This is a genomic window from Chryseobacterium antibioticum, assembly GCF_012927325.1.
GTDB classification, from domain to species: Bacteria; Bacteroidota; Bacteroidia; order Flavobacteriales; family Weeksellaceae; genus Chryseobacterium; species Chryseobacterium antibioticum.
In genome coordinates this window covers 1-19304 of the sequence record NZ_JABBGI010000046.1, presented here as the reverse complement: position 1 = coordinate 19304, position 19304 = coordinate 1, and the positions used below count along the sequence as shown (strand labels likewise).

18 protein-coding genes are annotated in these 19304 nt (G+C 37.4%); 11 read left to right on the top strand and 7 right to left on the bottom strand.

Annotated features, from left to right (window positions below):
* Positions 1-159: 159 nt before the first annotated feature.
* A complete protein-coding gene (locus HHL23_RS21630; RefSeq protein WP_169236815.1) occupies positions 160-615 on the bottom strand; it encodes a hypothetical protein in 456 nt (151 codons plus the stop codon).
* Between the two features lie 157 nt (positions 616-772).
* Between HHL23_RS21630 and HHL23_RS21625 the strand changes: the two genes are divergently transcribed.
* The 11 genes from HHL23_RS21625 to HHL23_RS21575 all read left to right on the top strand — a co-directional run bounded on the left by HHL23_RS21625 (position 773) and on the right by HHL23_RS21575 (position 10659).
* Positions 773-1882 (top strand): Mrp/NBP35 family ATP-binding protein, encoded by a 1110-nt coding sequence (locus HHL23_RS21625; RefSeq protein WP_169236814.1) that lies wholly within the window; start codon positions 773-775, stop codon positions 1880-1882.
* 47 nt (positions 1883-1929) lie between these two features.
* Positions 1930-2178 carry a NifU family protein gene (locus HHL23_RS21620; RefSeq protein ID WP_169236813.1) on the top strand — a complete coding sequence of 83 codons (249 nt, stop codon included), beginning with the start codon at positions 1930-1932 and terminating at the stop codon, positions 2176-2178.
* 291 nt (positions 2179-2469) lie between these two features.
* Complete coding sequence (locus HHL23_RS21615; RefSeq protein ID WP_169236812.1) at positions 2470-3921, top strand: hypothetical protein; 1452 nt, start codon at positions 2470-2472, stop codon at positions 3919-3921.
* 129 nt (positions 3922-4050) lie between these two features.
* Positions 4051-4791, top strand: a complete 741-nt coding sequence (locus HHL23_RS21610; protein WP_169236811.1) for a hypothetical protein — start codon at positions 4051-4053, stop codon at positions 4789-4791.
* 53 nt (positions 4792-4844) lie between these two features.
* Positions 4845-5606, top strand: coding sequence for a hypothetical protein (locus HHL23_RS21605; protein WP_169236810.1), 762 nt, complete (start codon positions 4845-4847; stop codon positions 5604-5606).
* A gap of 7 nt (positions 5607-5613) precedes the next feature.
* Entirely contained in the window at positions 5614-6378 is a 765-nt protein-coding gene (locus tag HHL23_RS21600; protein ID WP_169236809.1) for a hypothetical protein, read from the top strand.
* A gap of 7 nt (positions 6379-6385) precedes the next feature.
* On the top strand, positions 6386-7180 hold the full coding sequence (locus tag HHL23_RS21595; protein WP_169236808.1) for a hypothetical protein: 795 nt from the start codon (positions 6386-6388) through the stop codon (positions 7178-7180).
* 250 nt (positions 7181-7430) lie between these two features.
* The gene (locus HHL23_RS21590) at positions 7431-7874 is read left to right on the top strand and encodes a helix-turn-helix domain-containing protein (RefSeq protein WP_169236807.1); all 444 of its coding nucleotides are present in this window, start codon (positions 7431-7433) and stop codon (positions 7872-7874) included.
* 50 nt (positions 7875-7924) lie between these two features.
* Positions 7925-8260, top strand: a complete 336-nt coding sequence (locus tag HHL23_RS21585) for a helix-turn-helix domain-containing protein (RefSeq protein WP_169236806.1) — start codon at positions 7925-7927, stop codon at positions 8258-8260.
* A 232-nt stretch (positions 8261-8492) separates the two neighbouring features.
* Positions 8493-9059, top strand: a complete 567-nt coding sequence (locus HHL23_RS21580; protein ID WP_169236805.1) for an NfeD family protein — start codon at positions 8493-8495, stop codon at positions 9057-9059.
* Between the two features lie 31 nt (positions 9060-9090).
* A complete protein-coding gene (locus HHL23_RS21575; protein ID WP_169236804.1) occupies positions 9091-10659 on the top strand; it encodes a flotillin family protein in 1569 nt (522 codons plus the stop codon).
* A gap of 147 nt (positions 10660-10806) precedes the next feature.
* Here the strand turns inward: HHL23_RS21575 and HHL23_RS21570 are convergent, their stop codons facing one another.
* The 6 genes from HHL23_RS21570 to ppk1 form a co-directional block, all read right to left on the bottom strand.
* Positions 10807-11631, bottom strand: a complete 825-nt coding sequence (locus HHL23_RS21570) for an SIR2 family NAD-dependent protein deacylase (protein ID WP_169236803.1) — start codon at positions 11629-11631, stop codon at positions 10807-10809.
* 92 nt (positions 11632-11723) lie between these two features.
* Positions 11724-14762: a choice-of-anchor I family protein gene (locus HHL23_RS21565; protein ID WP_169236802.1), complete on the bottom strand. Its 3039-nt coding sequence runs from the start codon at positions 14760-14762 to the stop codon at positions 11724-11726.
* A 202-nt stretch (positions 14763-14964) separates the two neighbouring features.
* The gene (locus HHL23_RS21560) at positions 14965-15117 is read right to left on the bottom strand and encodes a hypothetical protein (RefSeq protein ID WP_169236801.1); all 153 of its coding nucleotides are present in this window, start codon (positions 15115-15117) and stop codon (positions 14965-14967) included.
* Positions 15114-15767, bottom strand: coding sequence for an NAD-dependent epimerase/dehydratase family protein (locus HHL23_RS21555; protein WP_169236800.1), 654 nt, complete (start codon positions 15765-15767; stop codon positions 15114-15116). Before HHL23_RS21555 ends, HHL23_RS21560 begins: the two co-directional genes overlap by 4 nt.
* A 160-nt stretch (positions 15768-15927) precedes the next feature.
* Complete coding sequence (locus HHL23_RS21550) at positions 15928-16812, bottom strand: Ppx/GppA phosphatase family protein (protein ID WP_169236799.1); 885 nt, start codon at positions 16810-16812, stop codon at positions 15928-15930.
* On the bottom strand, positions 16809-18881 hold the full coding sequence (gene ppk1, locus HHL23_RS21545) for a polyphosphate kinase 1 (RefSeq protein WP_169236798.1): 2073 nt from the start codon (positions 18879-18881) through the stop codon (positions 16809-16811). Before ppk1 ends, HHL23_RS21550 begins: the two co-directional genes overlap by 4 nt.
* Positions 18882-19304: the final 423 nt, after the last annotated feature.

The window sequence follows — 19304 nt, the reverse complement described above, 5'->3', positions numbered from 1 at the left end:
ATTCCTGTAAGACCTCAAAGATCAAATAAAAGAAACATAGGTAAATACAGAGCGAGAGCCAAGCCCATAGTCTCTAAAAATCAAAAAGATAGCTTATGAAATTTTACTAACTTAATGACATTGGGCTTTAGCCCGTTCCTATTGAATTGATATACGACCTTAAACTTCTCCTTTGAAAAGATCATCCAGATAATGCTGTTGGTGAATTTCCGAACGGTCTGTCCCCAGGAATTTTTTCCATGATTGGGATTCGTGGTATACAATTCCCATTTCCCAGACGCAATACGTAGGCATATGAATTGTATTTCTGTCCCAGACTTCAAATGTTCCGGAACCGTCATAATAAACACTTTCCCAGAGCTCATTTTCGCTTCTCCAGGTACAGACCAGCAAGAGGTAGTTTTTGCCACACCTGTGCATAATGACAAATCCAAGATCTTCTTTATTCTGGAATTTTTCGTCAGCATTTTCAATGCAAATTTTAGCATTACTCATATCTTGTGAAGAGATGTCAGCAGGATTTTCTGCGAGATCGTACCATTTGAATCTGGTTTTTCCCAGCGTGAAAATACCTTTGGGAGATGCATATTTAGAGGGATAGATAGTAGAATTCATAGGTCATATGTATAATGGTGGAACTGTGTTTTAAAGATGGTGATAAGAATATAGAGAAATTCTGTTTTGTCATGTTATTTATCACATTGGGTTATAGATTTTATTGATTCTAAATTATCAAAAAAAACCGTAAATTTGTGAACAATTTATATTTAGTATGTTGACGAAAGAAAAGGTTCAAGATTTCCTTAAAGAGATAGAGGTACATGATTTGGTGAATAACTTTCAGATCATGGGTAATGATGTTTATATTGACATGACTGCCCATTCTCCCGCCATGCACGAAAAGAAAAAGCTGGAGGCAGCGATGAAGCAGGCTTTTGCCAGTGAGTTTGGAGAAGATATTCATCTGAAACTTAAAATTGTTTCTCCGGAACCAAGTGAGATTCAGCAAAGCCAGATCAAAGGTAAACAGATCCCGGGAATTCAAAATATTATTGCTATTGCTTCCGGAAAGGGAGGTGTAGGAAAATCTACAGTTGCTGCAAATATGGCAGTTACTTTAGCTAAAATGGGTTTCAAAGTAGGATTGCTGGATGCTGATATTTACGGTCCATCTGTTCCTACGATGTTCGATACTGAAGGTGAAAAACCAATCTCTGTAGAGGTGAACGGAAAAAGCATGATGAAGCCTGTTGAAAATTACGGCGTAAAAATGCTTTCTATAGGATATTTTTCAGGTGCTAATCAGGCAGTTGTATGGAGAGGCCCAATGGCTTCAAAAGCTCTGAACCAGATGATCAGAGATGCAGCCTGGGGTGAACTAGACTTTTTATTGATCGACCTTCCTCCGGGAACAGGAGATATTCACTTATCCATCATTCAGGAAGTACCTGTAACAGGGGCTGTGATCGTAAGTACCCCTCAGCACGTAGCATTAGCAGACGTTAGAAAAGGGATTGCGATGTTCCAGATGGAAAGTATTAACATTCCGGTTCTTGGATTAATCGAAAATATGGCGTATTTTACGCCGGAAGAATTACCAGATAACAAGTACTATATCTTTGGACAGCAGGGAGCTCAGTATCTTGCTGAAGATCTGGGAATTCCTGTATTGGGAGAGATCCCGTTGATTCAAAGCATCAGAGAGGCTGGAGACGTCGGAAGACCTGCAGCCCTTCAGGAAGGCTCTAAAATTGCAGAAATCTACACCGACACAGCAAGGAAAATGGTAGAAAGCCTTCTGGAAAGAAATAAAAACCTTCCGCCTACCGAAGCTGTAAAGATTTCGACCATGGCAGGATGCTCGCCGAAATCTAAAAAATAATGATTTTCAATTAAGTTTGAAAAAAAACCGAATTGAACTAAAGAAATATGGAAACAAATATAGCACACGAAGATACAGTAACGAGAGTAATGGAAGCTCTGGAAAGCATCAGACCGTTCCTGAATAAGGATGGAGGTGATATCGAGCTTATTGACGTGAAGGATAACCAGGTTTTTGTGAAACTTTTGGGTAACTGTTCCGGGTGTTCGCTGAATTTTTCAACCCTGAAACTGGGGGTGGAAAATACCATTAAGCAACACGCTCCGGAGATTCAAAAAGTAATCAATGTAGAGTAAAAAATTACACGAAATATTTTTTAAAGACAGGTTTTTTCAGCCTGTCTTTTTTTGTTTATGTATAATAAAAATACCTGATTAACCCATTCAACCTTTGATTCATTTCTTCTGAGCTTAAACTATTTTAATGTTTTGTATTACAAAAACAGATACGTGTTTTTTAGATTAAAATTTACATGAGTTAAGTGGTGATAATGTAATTATTGGTGAATTTATTTGTAAATTTAATAAATACTAACACTATTGATAATGAATGTAAAGATGCCTTCCATTTGTATTTTCAAAATATTAATGATGATATTTTGTTACAGTTCGTCCTTATATTTAGGTCAGAATATTGATCATAAAAAGATAGATTCTTTGCTACGTATTGCAGAAAATAAATCCAAAAATTTTCAGTATAACGAAAGTGTGAATTTGGGAAAAGAGGCAATAAAATTATCCGAAAATACATTGCACCATGAAGGTATCATAAAGGGGAACTTTTGGGTTGCATCGGGGTTATGTAATTTGGGAGATTATAAAGAAAGCTTTATTTATATTGAACGGTTAGAGAAAAGTAAAGGTTATCAGGAGTATATAGATAGAAACCCTGATTTTAATTTTAAACTCACTGATTTAATAGGCAGAAATTATCTCGCTCTGGGATTTAAAAAACAAGCGATACAACAGTTCAGAAAAGAATTGGTTTTAGCAGATCTTTACCCTAGTTCAAAAGAAAAGATCTCCCAAAAAATTTTTGCATTTATTCAACTTTCAGCCAGTTATGAGGATGTTGATGGGGATAGTACCTATTATTATTTAAATAAAATGTCATCTGTTTTGAAAGTCAACCCGATGCCGGAACATAACCTTTTCCTGTATTTGAATCTGTCCGATTATCATAAGAATTTTACGAAGAATGTAGATTCAGTCTATTACTATAATGCGGATGCTATAAAACTGGCCGAAAAGTTACAGTCTCCCTATTTATATCTTGCCCTTTCCCAAAAAGCTAAAATTTTACACTGGCAGAAAAAATGTAATGAGTCTTTGACTTCTTGTTTTGAAGCCCTGGAAATAGTGACACGAAAAAAAAGAATTGAAGATAGGATTTCGTTATATAAATTGATTGCAGATAATTACAGGTGTCTCGGAGACCGGGAGAAAGAACTTTTATATATTGATAAGCATATTACGACTAAAGACAGCATCGCAGAAACAAGAAAGGAAGGTGTACAGATTTCTGCTGACAGGCTTTCCGCCGAAACAACCAAAACAGAGAATAAGGTTAATGACGTAAAAAGATCGGTGTGGTTTATAATTATGATCTCTGTTACCCTTTTACTTATAGCCGGGATAAGTATTGCGAGGATCAAAAAAAAGAAAAGTAAGTTTATTGAACAGAAAGAACAGGAAATACGATTGCAGGAACAGCAAATAAATGCCCTTCATGATACGAGGCTGGACAAGATTCAGGAAGAAGTTATGCTGTTGGCAAAAGAAAATTCTCCGGACTTTTTAAGTAAATTCAAAGAAGCATATCCCAATTTTTATCAAAATATACTCCATATTGAGCCTAATCTTAAAAACTCGGAGCTCATTTTCTGTGCTTATTTAAAACTAAATTTTGGCACTAAAGAAATCGCTACTTATACTTTTGTTACCCCCCGGGCTATACAAATACGCAAAAACAGACTTAGAAAAAAATTGAATATACCTTCAGATGATGATATTTATCAATGGATGGATAAATGGAGTTAACTTTTGTTTTCATTTGATTTTTAGTGTGTTATGAAAATGAGATATCTATGTGATAGCTCATTTTTTTGTTTTTCCACAAGACTTTATTTGTTTTGTTACAGAATTATACGATTCTTAAAACACTAAAAAATGGAAAAAAAAATATTATCTATACTCGGACTGAGTATTTTAAGTGTGATGTATTCCCAAGTAGGTATTAATACTTCCACTCCCCAAAAAAATCTGCATGTTAACGGAGCACTACAGGTCACAAATGAATTTAGCGTTGGTGGAAGTAGCTCCACACCGGGTAGTGCCGGGCTCAGTGGCCAGGTTCTTAAATCCAATGGACCCGGGCAGGCTCCTGTATGGGAAACTATTGCGGGGGTTCCTACTTCTACAGGAACGGTAATTGCAGTTGCCGGTCAGTTTCTGGTAGCCCAGGAAATTACGGTACAGATGACATCGGATTTTACCACAACAACTTCTGGAGTACCATTGACTATTGGAAATTTAAATAGTGAGATTATCGATAACGAGAACCTTTTTATAGGAAGTGCAAGTACCAATTCTTTTAAAGTTTCTTCTAACGGAGTTTATCAGGTTATGATGAATGGCCAGCTTTCTTCTACAATAAGCCCTACTAATCCTGTTATCGGTATTTGGGATGATACGGCAAATCGCTGGGTTGCCCGGGTAAATGACGATTACACTGCTTCAGTAGGAGGTGTGCAGACGTATACTCTGATTACTTCCATTCCTATGCTGGCAGCCAATACCTATTCTTTTAGAATGGCTAGTTCTGCCGGTAATTTGACGATGAGGGCTTTAAGTAGTGGTAGTAGCGGTTCTGGACCTGTAACCCAGGTTTCTGTAAGAAGACTAAAATAAGCTTACAATAAACACAAAATTCCATAAATAATATAATCTCTTATAAATTTTTGATGAAAAAACACAAGCTAATATTATTACAACTCATCTGTGCAGCATGTTTTTATAGTGCTCAGCAGGGTGGTGTGGGAATAGGTACTAGCAACCCGGATCCCTCAGCAATTTTGGAAATTAAAGCATCCAACAAGGGGCTTCAACTGCCGATAGTATCTCTTACTTCTACCGCTGATATTCTTACGGTTCCCAATCCTAAAACCGGTTTTATAGTGTATAATAAAGCAGTCGCAGGTTCAGGAAATTCAGCAGTAGATAAAGGCCTTTACGCATATAATGGCACTGCCTGGGAGAAAATGTGGACCAAGACCAACGTAAAAACGGAAGTCAATAAAATTCCTTTTATAACTCCCGTGTTTGCAGCAAGTAATATGGCGATATCCTCAAGTATTGCTGCAGATACTATTTCTAATATCACCTTCAATACACTATATCAAAATTTACCAGCAGGAGTTCAGGGGAGTTCAGGAGCCTACACTGGATACACAATTCAGCAAGCGGGGGGATATGTGATCTCATTTAATGTGGATATTCGGAATGTGTCCGGAGATACGCAAGGTCACGCAGCCGTGTACGTAAGGAAGAACGGAAGTACCATCTGTACCTATGGTGCGGCCAAGGTTCATCAGTTTGGAGGCGTTTCCAGCAGTTGCAATGTAAAACTCGTTGTTGGAGATGTTATTTCTTTTGCTGCACAATCTTCCAATGCTGATTTTCAGATAACTAATCCTAATGTTTCAATTTCAAGAACATCTAACTAATTGAATTATGAATACAAGACTATTAAGTGCGTTTTTGGGATTAATGATGATCATGAGTAATGCTCAGGTCGTAATAGGATCCAGTAATGTGTCTCTTGCCGCAATTCTTAAACTTGATGCTAATAATAAAGCACTAAGGATTCCAAATCTTTCAATAACATCCAGAACGAGTACGACAATCCCTATTGTATCTCCTGTATCAGGACTCACGATCTATAATACCAACACAGATATTGTCAATAATATAGCAAAAGGAATTACGTATTGGGGCAGTGACAATCAATATCATTCTCAGGCAACACCTACAGCAACCGAAGCAGCTATTTCATCTTCACAGATTCCTTTACTTATTTTTAGTGCAGCTATTGGACAGAAACCAATTACGCCATTAGGTAGCGCATTTGGGGGCTCTCGTGTAGCTCTTACTTTGACTACTCCTGAAATTATAATGGATAAATACTCAGGATGGAATGTGTCGACTAGTGAATATAAAATTCCTGCTACAGGAATTTATATGATAGAATTTGTTGCCAATATGTCCAATACGGGCAATGTAGGCGGAACAACAATACTAGAGCTATATAAAGCCGGTATTACAACATTAATAGCTACCTCTTATGGGGGATTTAATCCTCTTACGAACAGAATGTATACCACTTTAACTACTACTCAGAATTTAACGGTGAATGAGCTTCTTAATTTTAAATATTGGTTTACTGCTAATAATTACAGAATGGAATCCGGAACACTCAATATTTATAAATATCAATAACTAAGCAATGAAATTACCATTTAAAAATATATGTACAACACTGATTTTCATTAGTGTTATGGCAAGGGCGCAGGTGGGAATTGGTTTGGCGAATCCTGATCCATCCACTGTATTAGATTTGTATAGTACTTCCAAAGGTTTATTAATGCCGCGGGTACAGCTTTTAGGAATTAATGATACCACTACTATTCCGGTAACATCTTCTGCCTCTTCACCGGATGAAGGAATGCTGGTGTATAATATATCAGACGCTGGTGTTTCACCATCGAATGTTATTAAAGATACTTTTTATATATGGACAGGAACCCAATGGGAAAGTATCGGAGAAGTTTCTGATGTCCGTGCAGAAATTAATAATAAAAATATTACCCAAATCGTGTTTTCAGGAATACCGGCAGTAGTATCATCAGCCTATACGGCATCTGCATATTCAGCTTGGACACCAATGAATTTTTCTACGGAAAAAATAGATACCAATAATACTCATAACGCGGGTACTTTTACGATACCGGCAACGGGACTGTATTCTTTTTCCGGAAGTGCAGAATTAAATTTATCTTCTAATAGTGGTACTTTAAAATCTTTTGGAGCCCGCATTATAAATGTTACCACCTCTACAGTGTTGGCAGCATCTTATTTTGGGACCAGTGCAGGTGGTTTTCAGGGGAGTATGCCGTTATATTGGATGGGCACACTGCCTGTAGGGACTCAGATACAAGTACAGTATAGAGTGAGAGATAATGTATCAAGTACTTTGTCGACCAACACAAATTCTAATATCACCCTACGAAAACATTTCTGATGATTTCATGTAGTCTCTTTATCTTTTATTTATTTATCCCTTAAATAGTATAAAGGAGGGGCTACTTTCGATTATATTTTAAAAAAAACATAAGAATTAATAAGGGAAATTCATAGTCAATACTTCATATAGATGCTGGAAGAGATAATCAATAGGTTTTTAGCTCGACTTCATCTTAAATGGTTACAGTATGGAAGCCATTTCAAATGATTATCTATCAATTCCGTCAGGATTATAAACAGATTATAAGATGTCAGATAAATTAAAAAATATCCATGTAGGGGCGCTGGTTCAGCAGCGTGTAAATGTGTGTGAAATGGAAATGTCTCGTATTTGTGCCTTTTTCAAATGTTCAGAGATAGAAATTAATCTTATGCTTCAGTCTGAAAGTATGGATTCTTATCTGTTATTAAGATGGAGCAAATTATTAGGGTATGATTTCTTTAGAATCTATTCTCAACATTTGATACTGTATTCGCCACCTTTTGCAGCAGAGAAAAAAAATAATGACAAAAAACTACCCGAGCTTCCACAGTTTCGTAAGCATATTTATACAAAAGAAGTAATAGATTTTATACTTGAACTTGTAGAATCCGGAAAGAAAACAAAAAATCAAATCATGGAGGAATATAGAATACCTAGAACCACTTTATATAGGTGGATCAGTAAGTATAATAATCAGAATGATCATTGAATGTATTAAAGAGAACGAGAGGAATTTATGGAGTTTTCAATAAATTGATTATGAAAAATTTAGGTCCGGATTATAAAAAAATTTATACTGATATTTTACATTTGAAATATCCTCATAAATGGGAGATGTGTCAGCTATTATTGAATAAAAAACAACTTTCATTTTTTGACATCATAAAAATTAATGCCCTTATCTTTGGCTCTGTCAGTAAAGAAGCATCAGTTTTTAATCAAAAACACCGTTCATACAGTAAGGAAGCTATTATTAAAATATTAGAGTATCAGGAAAAAAATCAGTTAAACAATACGCAGGTAGCTTTGCATTTTAAACTAAGCAGAAATTCGATAGCGAAATGGAAGAAGAACTTTAAAGATATAAATATGTAATATAATGATGATCTTAATTCTTTCAAACTTTAGCTGTAAAAATTTTATTCGCAGTTATATTTAAAGCCGTAAAGATGTTAAAAACTTATCTATCTTGACTTTAGAGCGTTTTCCGATAAATAAATTAGCTTTGATTGAAACTATACAAATCGATATTTTATAGGTGTGTTTTATGCTGGTTTTTATTGGTTTTATTGAGCTTTTTTAATTATATTTGTTAAAAACGCACCCTATGTTTGAATTTCTGCAAAACTTAGAACCTCTTCATCAGGGGTTTTGGTATACGGCCATCGCAGCCAGCTTTATCTTTCTGATTCAAACGGTTCTTACTTTTGTCGGAGGAAGTCATGGAGACGTGATGCATTCCGATTTTAGTGGCGATAGCCATGCTGACAGTCCTTTTCAGTTATTTTCTTTCAGAAACCTCATTAATTTTCTTTTAGGGTTCGGATGGAGTGGTGTAGCATTCTATAGTTCAATAGGAAGCAAGTCGCTGCTTATCTTTGTTGCCGTGTTGGTCGGGGCAGGGTTTATATTTTTATTCTTTATCCTTATCCTTCAGATTATGAAACTTACGGAAGATAACACCTTTAAGATGGAAAACCTCATCGGGAGGGCAGGAGAAGTATATCTTACCATTCCTGCAGATATGAGCGGTAAAGGAAAAATCACCATTTCTGTAAACGGGACCAGCCACGAACTTCCGGCAATGACGGAAGAAAAAGAAAAAATCCCGTCCGGTGATTCGGTTAGGGTTACCTACATTTATGACAAGATCCTTGTCGTTTCAAAAATTTAATTCATTATCAACCATTTTATAAAAACTATTTATGGCAATACCAGGAAGTCTTATTTTAACATTAGTTATTGTACTTGTACTATTCGTCACATTTTTGGCCCTTATTTCTAGGTATAAAAGATGTCCGTCGGATAAAATTTTAGTTATTTACGGTAGAACAGGAGGCAGCTCTGCAAAATGTATCCATGGAGGTGGTGCTTTCGTATGGCCTGTTATTCAGGATTTTGCTTATCTTGACTTAAAACCGATTTCTATTGAGGCTAACCTTACCAATGCCTTATCCAGACAGAATATCCGTGTGGATGTACCATGTCGATTCACCATTGCCATCTCTACAGAACCGGATTCTATGGGAAATGCAGCGGAAAGATTATTAGGGCTGGCTCAGGAGCAAATTCAGGAACTTTCCAAAGATATCCTGTTCGGTCAGCTTCGTTTGGTTATTGCAACGATGACAATTGAAGAGATCAACTCAGACAGAGATAAATTCTTAGACAATATTTCTAAAAACGTAGATACGGAATTAAAGAAAATTGGTTTAAAGCTGATCAACGTAAACGTTACGGATATTAGAGACGAATCAGGATATATTGAAGCTTTAGGTAAAGAAGCGGCGGCAAAAGCAATTAACGAAGCCATCATCAGCGTTGCTGAACAAACCAAGATCGGGGAAACCGGAAAAGCAATTGCTGACAGGGAAAAAGATACTCAGATCGCCGAAACACAAAGAGACAGAGACGTAAAAATTGCGATTACGCAAAAAGATAGAGAAGTAAGTATTGCTTCAGCTATAAAGGATGAGTCTATTGGTAAAGCAGAAGCGGCAAAGGAGTCGAGAATTGCTACTTCATTAGCGAACTCTATCGCTGTAAAAGGGGAAAACGAAGCAAAGATCACCATCGCGAACTCTGATGCTGAAAGAAGAGAAAAAGAAGCAGAAGCCTTAAGAATTGCAACGGCTGCCGAAAAAGTACAGGCTGCAAGATCTTTGGAAGAATCTTACCTTGCAGAACAGAAAGCAGAGGTCGCCAGAGGAGAAAGAGAACGTTCTACCCAACAGGCGAATATTGTAGTACACGCAGAAATTGCAAAGCAGAAAGCCATCATTGATGCAGAGGCTGAAGCTGAGAAAATAAGATTACAGGCAAAAGGAGAAGCAGATGCTATTTTTGCTAAAATGGAGGCCGAAGCAAAAGGTCTTTATGAAATCCTGACCAAACAGGCTCAAGGTTATGATAAAATAGTTCAGGCTGCAGGAGGAGATACCAACAGCGCCTTCCAGTTGCTCTTAATTGAAAAACTTCCTGAATTGGTTAAAACGCAGGTGGAAGCTGTTAAAAATATTAAGATCGATAAAATCACGGTTTGGGACAGCGGAAACGGACAAGACGGAAATGGCTCTACGGCTAATTTCGTTTCAGGAATGATGAAATCTGTACCCCCATTGAACGATCTGTTTAATATGGCCGGACTTAATTTGCCGGATTATTTAAAAGGAAAGCAGGATGAGGTTAAAACAGAAATTGTAACTGTTCCGGAAAAGAAAGAGAAAAAGAATTTTGATGATATGAATCCGGAAACTGAAACTCCGAAAGCGTAATGTTAAAATATAGAGATAAGACTCGGGCGGAAAGCGAAGCTTTCCGCCCGAGTCTTTTATTCTAAAACAACCTGTACACGGTGATCTGCAAAAATCTGAAGTATCTCATTAAATTTAGTCTTAAATAATTTTTTACTTCTTTAATGATTAATGCAAATTTTGAATAATATCTTTAATGGTTTTTAAAACATCAGTAGATCTTTCTCTAATGATCACTGCATTTTTTTTATCTCTGATCAGGTCCGTAAAATTATTGTCTTCCGTATTAATATCCACAATAAAAGCGCCATATTTTAGGGCTGTTTCGGCAATAGCAATCGGAAGGCTGGTCGCTCCGGATGTTCCTACAATAAAAAGAACGCCGCTGTTTTTGGCAACTTTCAGTGATCCAAATCTCTTATTCGTTTTTTCATCATAATATTCATCAAACCATAAAATATTGGGGCGCATCCAGTGGCCACAGGTTGGGCAGGTCAGAAGAGTAACATCTCTTTCAGTAAGATCTTCTTCGAGATCCTTTCCTTTTATTTCTTCAGGAAGCACCAAAATTTCTTTGCATCCGTTTGAACATTTGATCTCCCTGTTATTTCCATGAATTTCATATATCCGTTGATTTCCTGCACGACGGTGGAGATTATCAATGTTTTGAGTAATCAGATGAAAACGATCCTGCAGCATATTTTCAATTTCAGATAATTCAAAGTGGCTTTCATTGGGAACCGCATTTTCAAACATTTTCTTTCGGAAAAGAGCGTATTGAAGAACCTCTTCAGGATGTTCTTTAAAATATCTTAGTGTTCCGAATTCTTCAGGCTTATGAAACTGGGTGTCCTTCACCCAGATTCCGTCAATTCCACGATAAGTGGGAATACCGCTGTCGGATGAAATTCCGGCACCGGTAAGAAAAGTGAAAAGATTTCTTCTTTCTTTTTGATAAACCTGTCCAATAATATCTTCTAGCTGTTCTTTCATTACAATGATTAAAGACCTAAATCTACTGAATTTACAGAGCAAAAAAAGCCCCGGAAAATCCGGGACCCCATCAACTGAATTATATTTATATGCTATTTTACAATAACCCTTTTAATTGGCCCTTCTAATGTTTTCAAAAGGTAAACGCCTGCAGATAGTTTTGAAGTGTCTATGATCAATGCATTTTTATCTTTTCCAAGCATTTTTCCTGACATATCATACAGCTCATAATCCTGAGCTCTGTTAAAATACAGCATATTTCCTTTCGTTACAGGATTAGGGAAGACATTGAAAGTGGCTTTCTCTGTTTTTGTTTCACCCGTTCCTAATGTAACCGGAGAAGCAACCTCATACATCGATAGTGTTCCGCTGATTTCATTCGCAATGACCACATAACCTTTTCCGGTTGTGGTATTGCCCGGAGCGATGTAAGTAATGCCTTCAGGGCCATTATCACCGCCGTAAGCTGAGGTAGAACGGGAATGCTTATAGTCTGTGAATGTAGGATTATTGGGATCAGTAATATTATAAACCATGACACCTCCGGTTCTTTCTAAAGTAATGAAAGCGTAGGTCTGCCCATTGATGGTCGCTAAAGCAACTCCTTCCGGTTCAGGACCTTTGGCCCGGCTTCGGTTTTTGGCACCATTGCCTTCATTATCGGCATTAAAGATCAGTGGATGATAGGCTGCGATATATCTTTCAAACCGATCACCACTGTCATAAACCAATTGTTTGGTGTCTGCATTAAAAATCGAAAATGAACGGGCGCCCAAAGCTGAAATTTCTTCAAAATCTGAATCTGCATCCGTATTTCCCGTTGCACTGGAAACCCTGAATCTTCCTAAATTATGGGATGCTTTTAAGACCGATGCCTGAGGAAAAAGGACCGGATCTAATGCATAGGTCCCAGCTCCTACAGTTGTTCTTTCGCTGTATCCTGAAAGATCTTTTTCATCACCTTCATTAGCTGTTACAATATAGTGGGTATTTCCTATTTTGTAATTCTGAACCGCATCCGGAGTGTAATAGGCTTTTACCGGCCAGTTCGCGATCAATACTTCACCATTATTGTCTGAAGCATCAAAACCGTTACCCGGAAGATTCATGTCTTTTTTGCCTAATCCCCAGATTCCGGTAATTGTTTTTGTTGCTAAATTGATCTCCGTTACTGCATTATTTTCCTGAAGCGTTACCCAGGCTTTCTGGCTGGCTGCGCTTACCGTAACATATTCAGGTTCCAGATCCTGAGAAAGCGTATTATTGGTTCTTACTTTTCTTAACCCTGTTGCTGTTAAAGCCGCTGTTTGAGAATCAAAACTGTTAAAATCTAAAGTAGTCACGTTAGTTTGTGTAAGATTTCCGATACCGCCTGAAATATCAATAATGCTGATTGTTCCTTCAGGGTCTACCGTATACGCATCATTAGGCTCACCTTCATTAGCGGTGATTACTTTTGTTCCGTCCGGAGTGAAAGCGACCATGTCTGGAAGAGCGCCTACTGTTGCCTGTTTCAGGAAATTTCCGTTAATATCGAAGAAAACTACGGAACCGTTCTGCTGTGGATCTGCATTCGGAGAAGCGGTGGCGATAATACCGTTTTTAACAGCGATACTTGTGATTCCTCCATATGGAGCCATATTCACGGTTTTCACCACTGACAGAGCTGGAGGGTTACTGAAATCAATAATATCAAAAACATCCGTGATCGAGCTGATGGTGAATAGTTTCTGTGTAGCAGCATCATGAACTACAATTTCTGTGGAGCTGTTGTTATTTCCGGAAGGATCAAAGCTTCCGATGTAGTTGAGCTGGATCTGTCCGGAAGGAACGGGGGCAGGTTTATCATTATCCACAATATAAACCGTTGCCGTATTATCTCCGGAAATAGTAGTTCCCGCTGGATTTTCTAAACTTAGAACAAAATATTCTGCCTGTTGTTCTTCCAGTGTATCATCAATGATTGGAATATTGACAGTATAGCTGGTCGTAGAAGGGGTAATATTGATCGTTTGGTTCGCCAATGTAAAGTCGCTGCTGTTAGCAGTACTAAATGGTGATGGCTTTACCACAAGGTTCACCGAGGCTGCAGAAGGATTGATAACATTGATCTTCAATGCCAGAGTTCCTGCATTCTCATTCACCTTAATGAAATTCTTATCTAAAGAAACTGTTGTCCCAGCAGTTGTAAAAGTGCTTGAGGTTAATGCTGTAATCCCATTATCACTTACATCTTCAACAGTATTCGGCTTAAGGGACAAATAATAGGTCTGTCCGGGAGTAAGAAGTGCTGTTGGAATTACTGTGATCTTGTTATTATTAAAAGTGGTAGTGAAGGGAACTGGAGTACCTGAAGCATTTCCAATACGGAATTCTACAAGGTTTTGTGCATTAGAATCGGTGATCGCGGAATTGTCTGTAAGTCTTACATTTTCATTAAAAGAAATAGAGGGATTTACAGAAGTGGAAGCATTATTTGTGTTGTGAGCGGGAAGATAAGTCGTCGTGGGAGGGGTAGTGTCGGTTCCGCCGGCAGCGGTAGCATCTACGGTAAAATTATCGAAACGGTTATTGCCTCCCGTTCCACCTCCTGTTGCAGAAAATTCTACTTTTAATTTAAAATTCGGGTTATTGGAAACTCCGGAGACTGCAGAAAAGTCGAAAGTGATCAGCTGAGGCTTGGCATCCTGTGGATTGACTGTCTGATACGGAACAAAGGTAATTCCATCAGTTGAATAAGACCAGACCTGAGTTCCTGCACCCTGCCCGGATCTTCTTGTTGTAAATTTCACAACGGCATTTTGATAGCCTGTCGTAGGAAGGTTAAACTGCAATGCACCCCCAATCGGATTGTTGAATCTTAAATGGGTTCCGGACGGATCACCATTTCTTGTATTGAGATTATCAATATTGAAATTCTGTCCGGTACCTCCCGCAAAATCTATTTCACTGGTTCCTCCGGCTATGGCAGCAAGAGATCCGCTGACTAGAGTGGAAGAAGGAGTTGTAATGGATGTGGAAGAAGCATTATTGTTAAAATTCCAGTAATGGATAAGGGTCTGTCCGAAAAGTCCGCCCTGAAGGAAGAATGCGGCAATGACAGATCCTTTTAAAAGATAGTTGTTGGTCATTTTTTACTTGCATTAGATGTATGCAAAAATGAACTTTATACTTCGCAAGTATTTTAATGGAATTTTAATAAATGTTTAATAAAAAGGTAACAAAGACTATGGAAGGTGAAAATGTAGAACTTTAAAAAGATAAAAATGAATAGTAACGGCAATTTGCAAATAAGCAAACTCGCTTATTTGCGCTCCCCACTTATTTTTTCATCTATTTTGAGTGATTTCCTGAGAGATTCAATGTTTTTTTTACAGAAGATTTTCCTTCAAGAGGGTTTTTCTGCATATAGAAAAATCCTGAAATTGCAGTCAGAACCAAAAGTACAAAGATAACCAGAACAATTCTTTTTACCATTTCTCTCATATAGTTAAGTTTTTAATGTCCCTAATTTCCAAAGCAGACGTAGGATAGCCCTTATATACGGCATTGATCATTGCTCTGCCCACTTCGTGTAAAGTTAATGATTTTGAAGGTAAGAAAACAGGAAAAAGCCAAATAAAAGGTTTGAAGAACCATTTTACATTGATTTGACCTTCAACGGGTTTCATGAATCCCGGGCGGAAATTGAACGCGTTTCTAAAACCCAGTTTCTTCAAAGCATTTTCTGTTCTGCCTTTTACTCTGGCCCACATTAGCTTTCCGCTTTCCGTACTGTCTGTATGAGCTCCGGAAACATAATTGAATACCATATCCGGATTTTGATTCAGAACTGCCTGAGCAAAGTGAAGGGTAGTGTCATAAGTGATCTTCGTATAGTCTTCCTCGCTCATGCCTACGCTACTGATCCCGGCACAGAAAAAGCAGGCATCATATCCCTTCAGGTTTTCATCGTGAAGATCTATCGCCATAAAATCCGGAACTAAATATTCTTTGAGTTTAGCGTGTGCTTTTCCGGAAGGCTTTCTGCTTATGCTTAATATTTCAGAAACGGCAGGATTTTCAAGGCATTCCATTAAAACACCTTCACCTACCATACCGGTTGCTCCCGTGAGAATTATTTTGATTGGATTCATTTTTTTTCTGTTGATATTATGTATAACGTATTAACATTTGGTATTACTTTAAATTTACAGTAAAAATTTCACATTTTTAAAGATAATATTGAGGTACAGTTTTACATAAAACAAAAACCAGTCAAAAGATGACTGGTTTTAAATATATGGGGTAAGAAATTTATTTTTTTTCGTGCAGCTGGCTAAAAATATTGTGAATCAATCCGTCTGCTACGGAAATCTTAGGAACAAAGATCCTGCTGATATCCGACCATGACATGACATTATTAAAGATTCTTAAAGCGTGGACAAGAACATCGGCTCTGTCTTCTCTCAGAGTATGTTTGGTCATCCTTTCCTCTACAGAAAGTTCATTAAATTCTTTATATACTTTTTTTAGATGGGCGAGGGTCATCGGTTTTCCGTCTTTGGTCTTACTCATGGAGAAAACTTTATTGATATTTCCTCCGGAACCGATAGCTACGATAGGTCTTTTACTGACAATATTCTGCTTGATCTCATCCTTCATTTCCTCCCAGTTTTCCGGAGTTACAAGGTTGTTCAGAAGTCGAATGGTTCCTATATTGAAGGATTTTTCATAGACCATTTTCCCATTTTCGTAAAAGGTAAGCTCTGTGGAACCTCCTCCCACGTCAATGTAAAGATAGGCGAATTCTTTGTCCAGGCCTTCTGCAACATGGTTTTCATAAATAAGTGTGGCTTCCTCATCACCAGAGATAATCTCTATATTGATGCCTGAAGTTTCCTTTACCCGGCTGATGATCTCATTTCCATTCGAGGCATCACGCATGGCACTGGTGGCGCAAGCCCGGTAATGTTCTACTTTATAGATCTTCATAAGGTCGCTGAAAATTTTCATCGAATCAATGACCATTTTTTCCCTTTCCTCACCGATCATCCCCATGGTGAAAACATCCATGCCCAGCCTTAAAGGGATTCTTAAAAGATTAAGTTTTATAAATTCAGGTTTTCTGTTGCTGATCTTTACTTCATTGATCAGAAGTCTGGCGGCGTTGCTTCCTATATCTATCGCTGCAATCTTCATTTCTTGCTTGTTTTAGCTTTTAAATACTTGTAGGTTTCTATTTGAGAACGGCATTCCTTTTTATCATTCCTGACATACTCGTTGCCCAATTTTTTGTCTAAAATACGAGCTTTTACGTTATCTCTCAACTGAATGTCGAGAATATCTTTCAATTCTTTCTTAAGATTCTTGTCTGTGATCTTCGCGGCAGCCTCAATTCTGTAGTCCAGATTTCGGGTCATCCAGTCGGCAGATGAGATGTATAGGTCTTCTGCACCTTTGTTGTAGAAGTACATTACCCTGGCGTGTTCCAGGTATTCGTCAACAATACTTATCGCTTTTATTTTTTCTTTAAATTCTTTTTGATTGACAGGGCAGTAGATCCCTCTTACAATCGTTCTTGTGATCACACCTGCCTGTGCCGCTTCATAGAGTTTTTCAATCAAAGCTCTGTCACTCATAGAGTTTACTTTGACAATGATTTCGGCTCTTCTTCCGGCTTTAGCTTCTTCTATTTCCTTATCGATATGATGTACAATTTTTTCACGCATGAACTGCGGGCAGATCAATAAATTTTTACAGGTCTTCAATACCGGCAGAAAATCATCTTTTGGTTTTTTCAATACATTAAATACCTTATTAATATCTGCCATGATACCACGGTCTGATGTCATCAATAAATGATCACCGTAAATCTTTGCCGTTTTTTCGTTGAAGTTCCCGGTACTTACAAAACCGTACTGGAGGGTCTTGTTGTGGGATCTTTTTTTGATTACACATAGTTTGGCGTGTACTTTTTTATTGGGAATACCTACAAGTACAGTGATTCCTTCAGGCTCCAGCATTTCTTTCCACTTAAGATTGGATTCTTCATCAAACCTTGCCTGAAGTTCCAGCATTACCGTTACTTCTTTGCCGTTTCTCGCAGCATAAATCAGAGCATTACTGATCTTGGAACTGCTGGCAAGACGGTACGCTGTAATTTGAATAGATTTTACGTCAGGATCCATGGCCGCTTCACGCAGAAGATCAATCACAGGATTGTATTTGTGGTAGGGGAAAGAAAGAAGAACGTCATCCTTTAAAATAACATCGGTCACTCTTTCACCATTTTCAAAAGCCTGATGGGTGAAAGAAGATCTTTCCACCGGTCTTTCATACGTTTCAAAAACGTCCGGAAAATCCATAAAATGTTTGAAATTATGAATTTTTCCTCCCGGAATGATGCTGTCTTTTTTCGTTAAATTTAATTTTCGGATAAGAAGCTCCAATAGCGCCTTGTCCATATCTTTATCGAAAACAAAACGGGTAGGCTTTCCTTTTCTCCTGTTTTTAAGTCCTTTTTCTATTTTTTCTGCGAAGTTGGTACGGATGTCATTATCCAGGTCCAGCTCGGCATCTTTAGTTACTTTAAAAGCATTGGCAGCAAATTCGTCATACCCGAAGTAAGAGAAAATATGTGGAAGATTGAATGTGATGACATCTTCAAGCAACATGACATTTTTTTCTTCCGGATCTTCCGTTGGCAATAAGACAAATCTTCCTACAAAACGTGACGGAATTTCAATAATTGCATAATTGCTGGAATACTGCCAGTCTTTCTTTCTCATCGCAACACCCAGATAGAGACTTTTATCCCTCATATAGGGCATCGGGGTATTTTCGTGAAGTAAGATAGGGATCACATTAGATTCCACCACTTCATCAAAATATTGCCTTACAAATTCCTTCTGCTTGGCGGTGAGGTTTTTAGAAGTTTTAATAGAAACTTTAAGGTTAGCCATTTCAACCTGAATATGTTTCCAGGTTTTGTCGAAATTCTGCTGCTGCCTCATCACAATTTCATTGATTCGCTGAAGAATCTTTGAAGGCGGCTGGTAAAAAGATTCAGCAATCACTTTCTCTTTAAAATCCATTGCACGCTTTAATCCGGCTACCCGTACCCTGAAAAATTCATCTAAGTTGTTGGAGAAGATTCCCAGGAAACGTATTCTTAAATGTAAAGGGACATTTTCGTCCATGGCTTCCTGTAAAACCCTTTCGTTGAAGGCAAGCCATGTAATATCTCGCGGATTAAAGTGTACTGACATTCTAAAGTATATATTTTATCAAAAATAGCAATTCGTGAAGTTTCACTCTCTATTTTCAAGGTTAAACTTTGATTAATTTTTAACTGAATAATCATAAAATGTATTTTAATGTCTACTCTGTTATTTTTAAACAGTCTAAATTTTTATCGATATCAATTCATAATTTGTTTTTTATTTGGCTATCAATAAATATATGTGTAATTATTTACTTTTCCTTTGTTTTATCTATACTTAGTATGGAAGTTGTTTAAAGTAAAAAGAAAGAAAGAATAACTTCAAAAAAGTTGTATCATTCTCAGGGCAAACGCATGATAGAAGTCACATAAGATAGTATATAATTGTTTGATAATAAATAATTTATCATTAGTTTGTTGAGATAAAATATTGTATATTCATCTGATAATCAATAAATTAATTCATTAT

What these genes read in the sequence shown, in the direction of transcription:
- HHL23_RS21555 (WP_169236800.1), bottom strand. Translation starts at nt 15,767, where the DNA reads ATGAATCCAATCAAAATAATTCTCACGGGAGCAACCGGTATGGTAGGT.
- HHL23_RS21575 (WP_169236804.1), top strand. Translation starts at nt 9,091, where the DNA reads ATGGCAATACCAGGAAGTCTTATTTTAACATTAGTTATTGTACTTGTA.
- HHL23_RS21585 (WP_169236806.1), top strand. Translation starts at nt 7,925, where the DNA reads ATGAAAAATTTAGGTCCGGATTATAAAAAAATTTATACTGATATTTTA.
- HHL23_RS21550 (WP_169236799.1), bottom strand. Translation starts at nt 16,812, where the DNA reads ATGAAGATTGCAGCGATAGATATAGGAAGCAACGCCGCCAGACTTCTG.
- HHL23_RS21580 (WP_169236805.1), top strand. Translation starts at nt 8,493, where the DNA reads ATGTTTGAATTTCTGCAAAACTTAGAACCTCTTCATCAGGGGTTTTGG.
- HHL23_RS21630 (WP_169236815.1), bottom strand. Translation starts at nt 615, where the DNA reads ATGAATTCTACTATCTATCCCTCTAAATATGCATCTCCCAAAGGTATT.
- HHL23_RS21595 (WP_169236808.1), top strand. Translation starts at nt 6,386, where the DNA reads ATGAAATTACCATTTAAAAATATATGTACAACACTGATTTTCATTAGT.
- HHL23_RS21600 (WP_169236809.1), top strand. Translation starts at nt 5,614, where the DNA reads ATGAATACAAGACTATTAAGTGCGTTTTTGGGATTAATGATGATCATG.
- HHL23_RS21590 (WP_169236807.1), top strand. Translation starts at nt 7,431, where the DNA reads ATGTCAGATAAATTAAAAAATATCCATGTAGGGGCGCTGGTTCAGCAG.
- ppk1 (WP_169236798.1), bottom strand. Translation starts at nt 18,881, where the DNA reads ATGTCAGTACACTTTAATCCGCGAGATATTACATGGCTTGCCTTCAAC.
- HHL23_RS21620 (WP_169236813.1), top strand. Translation starts at nt 1,930, where the DNA reads ATGGAAACAAATATAGCACACGAAGATACAGTAACGAGAGTAATGGAA.
- HHL23_RS21625 (WP_169236814.1), top strand. Translation starts at nt 773, where the DNA reads ATGTTGACGAAAGAAAAGGTTCAAGATTTCCTTAAAGAGATAGAGGTA.
- HHL23_RS21610 (WP_169236811.1), top strand. Translation starts at nt 4,051, where the DNA reads ATGGAAAAAAAAATATTATCTATACTCGGACTGAGTATTTTAAGTGTG.
- HHL23_RS21565 (WP_169236802.1), bottom strand. Translation starts at nt 14,762, where the DNA reads ATGACCAACAACTATCTTTTAAAAGGATCTGTCATTGCCGCATTCTTC.
- HHL23_RS21605 (WP_169236810.1), top strand. Translation starts at nt 4,845, where the DNA reads ATGAAAAAACACAAGCTAATATTATTACAACTCATCTGTGCAGCATGT.
- HHL23_RS21615 (WP_169236812.1), top strand. Translation starts at nt 2,470, where the DNA reads ATGATGATATTTTGTTACAGTTCGTCCTTATATTTAGGTCAGAATATT.
- HHL23_RS21560 (WP_169236801.1), bottom strand. Translation starts at nt 15,117, where the DNA reads ATGAGAGAAATGGTAAAAAGAATTGTTCTGGTTATCTTTGTACTTTTG.
- HHL23_RS21570 (WP_169236803.1), bottom strand. Translation starts at nt 11,631, where the DNA reads ATGAAAGAACAGCTAGAAGATATTATTGGACAGGTTTATCAAAAAGAA.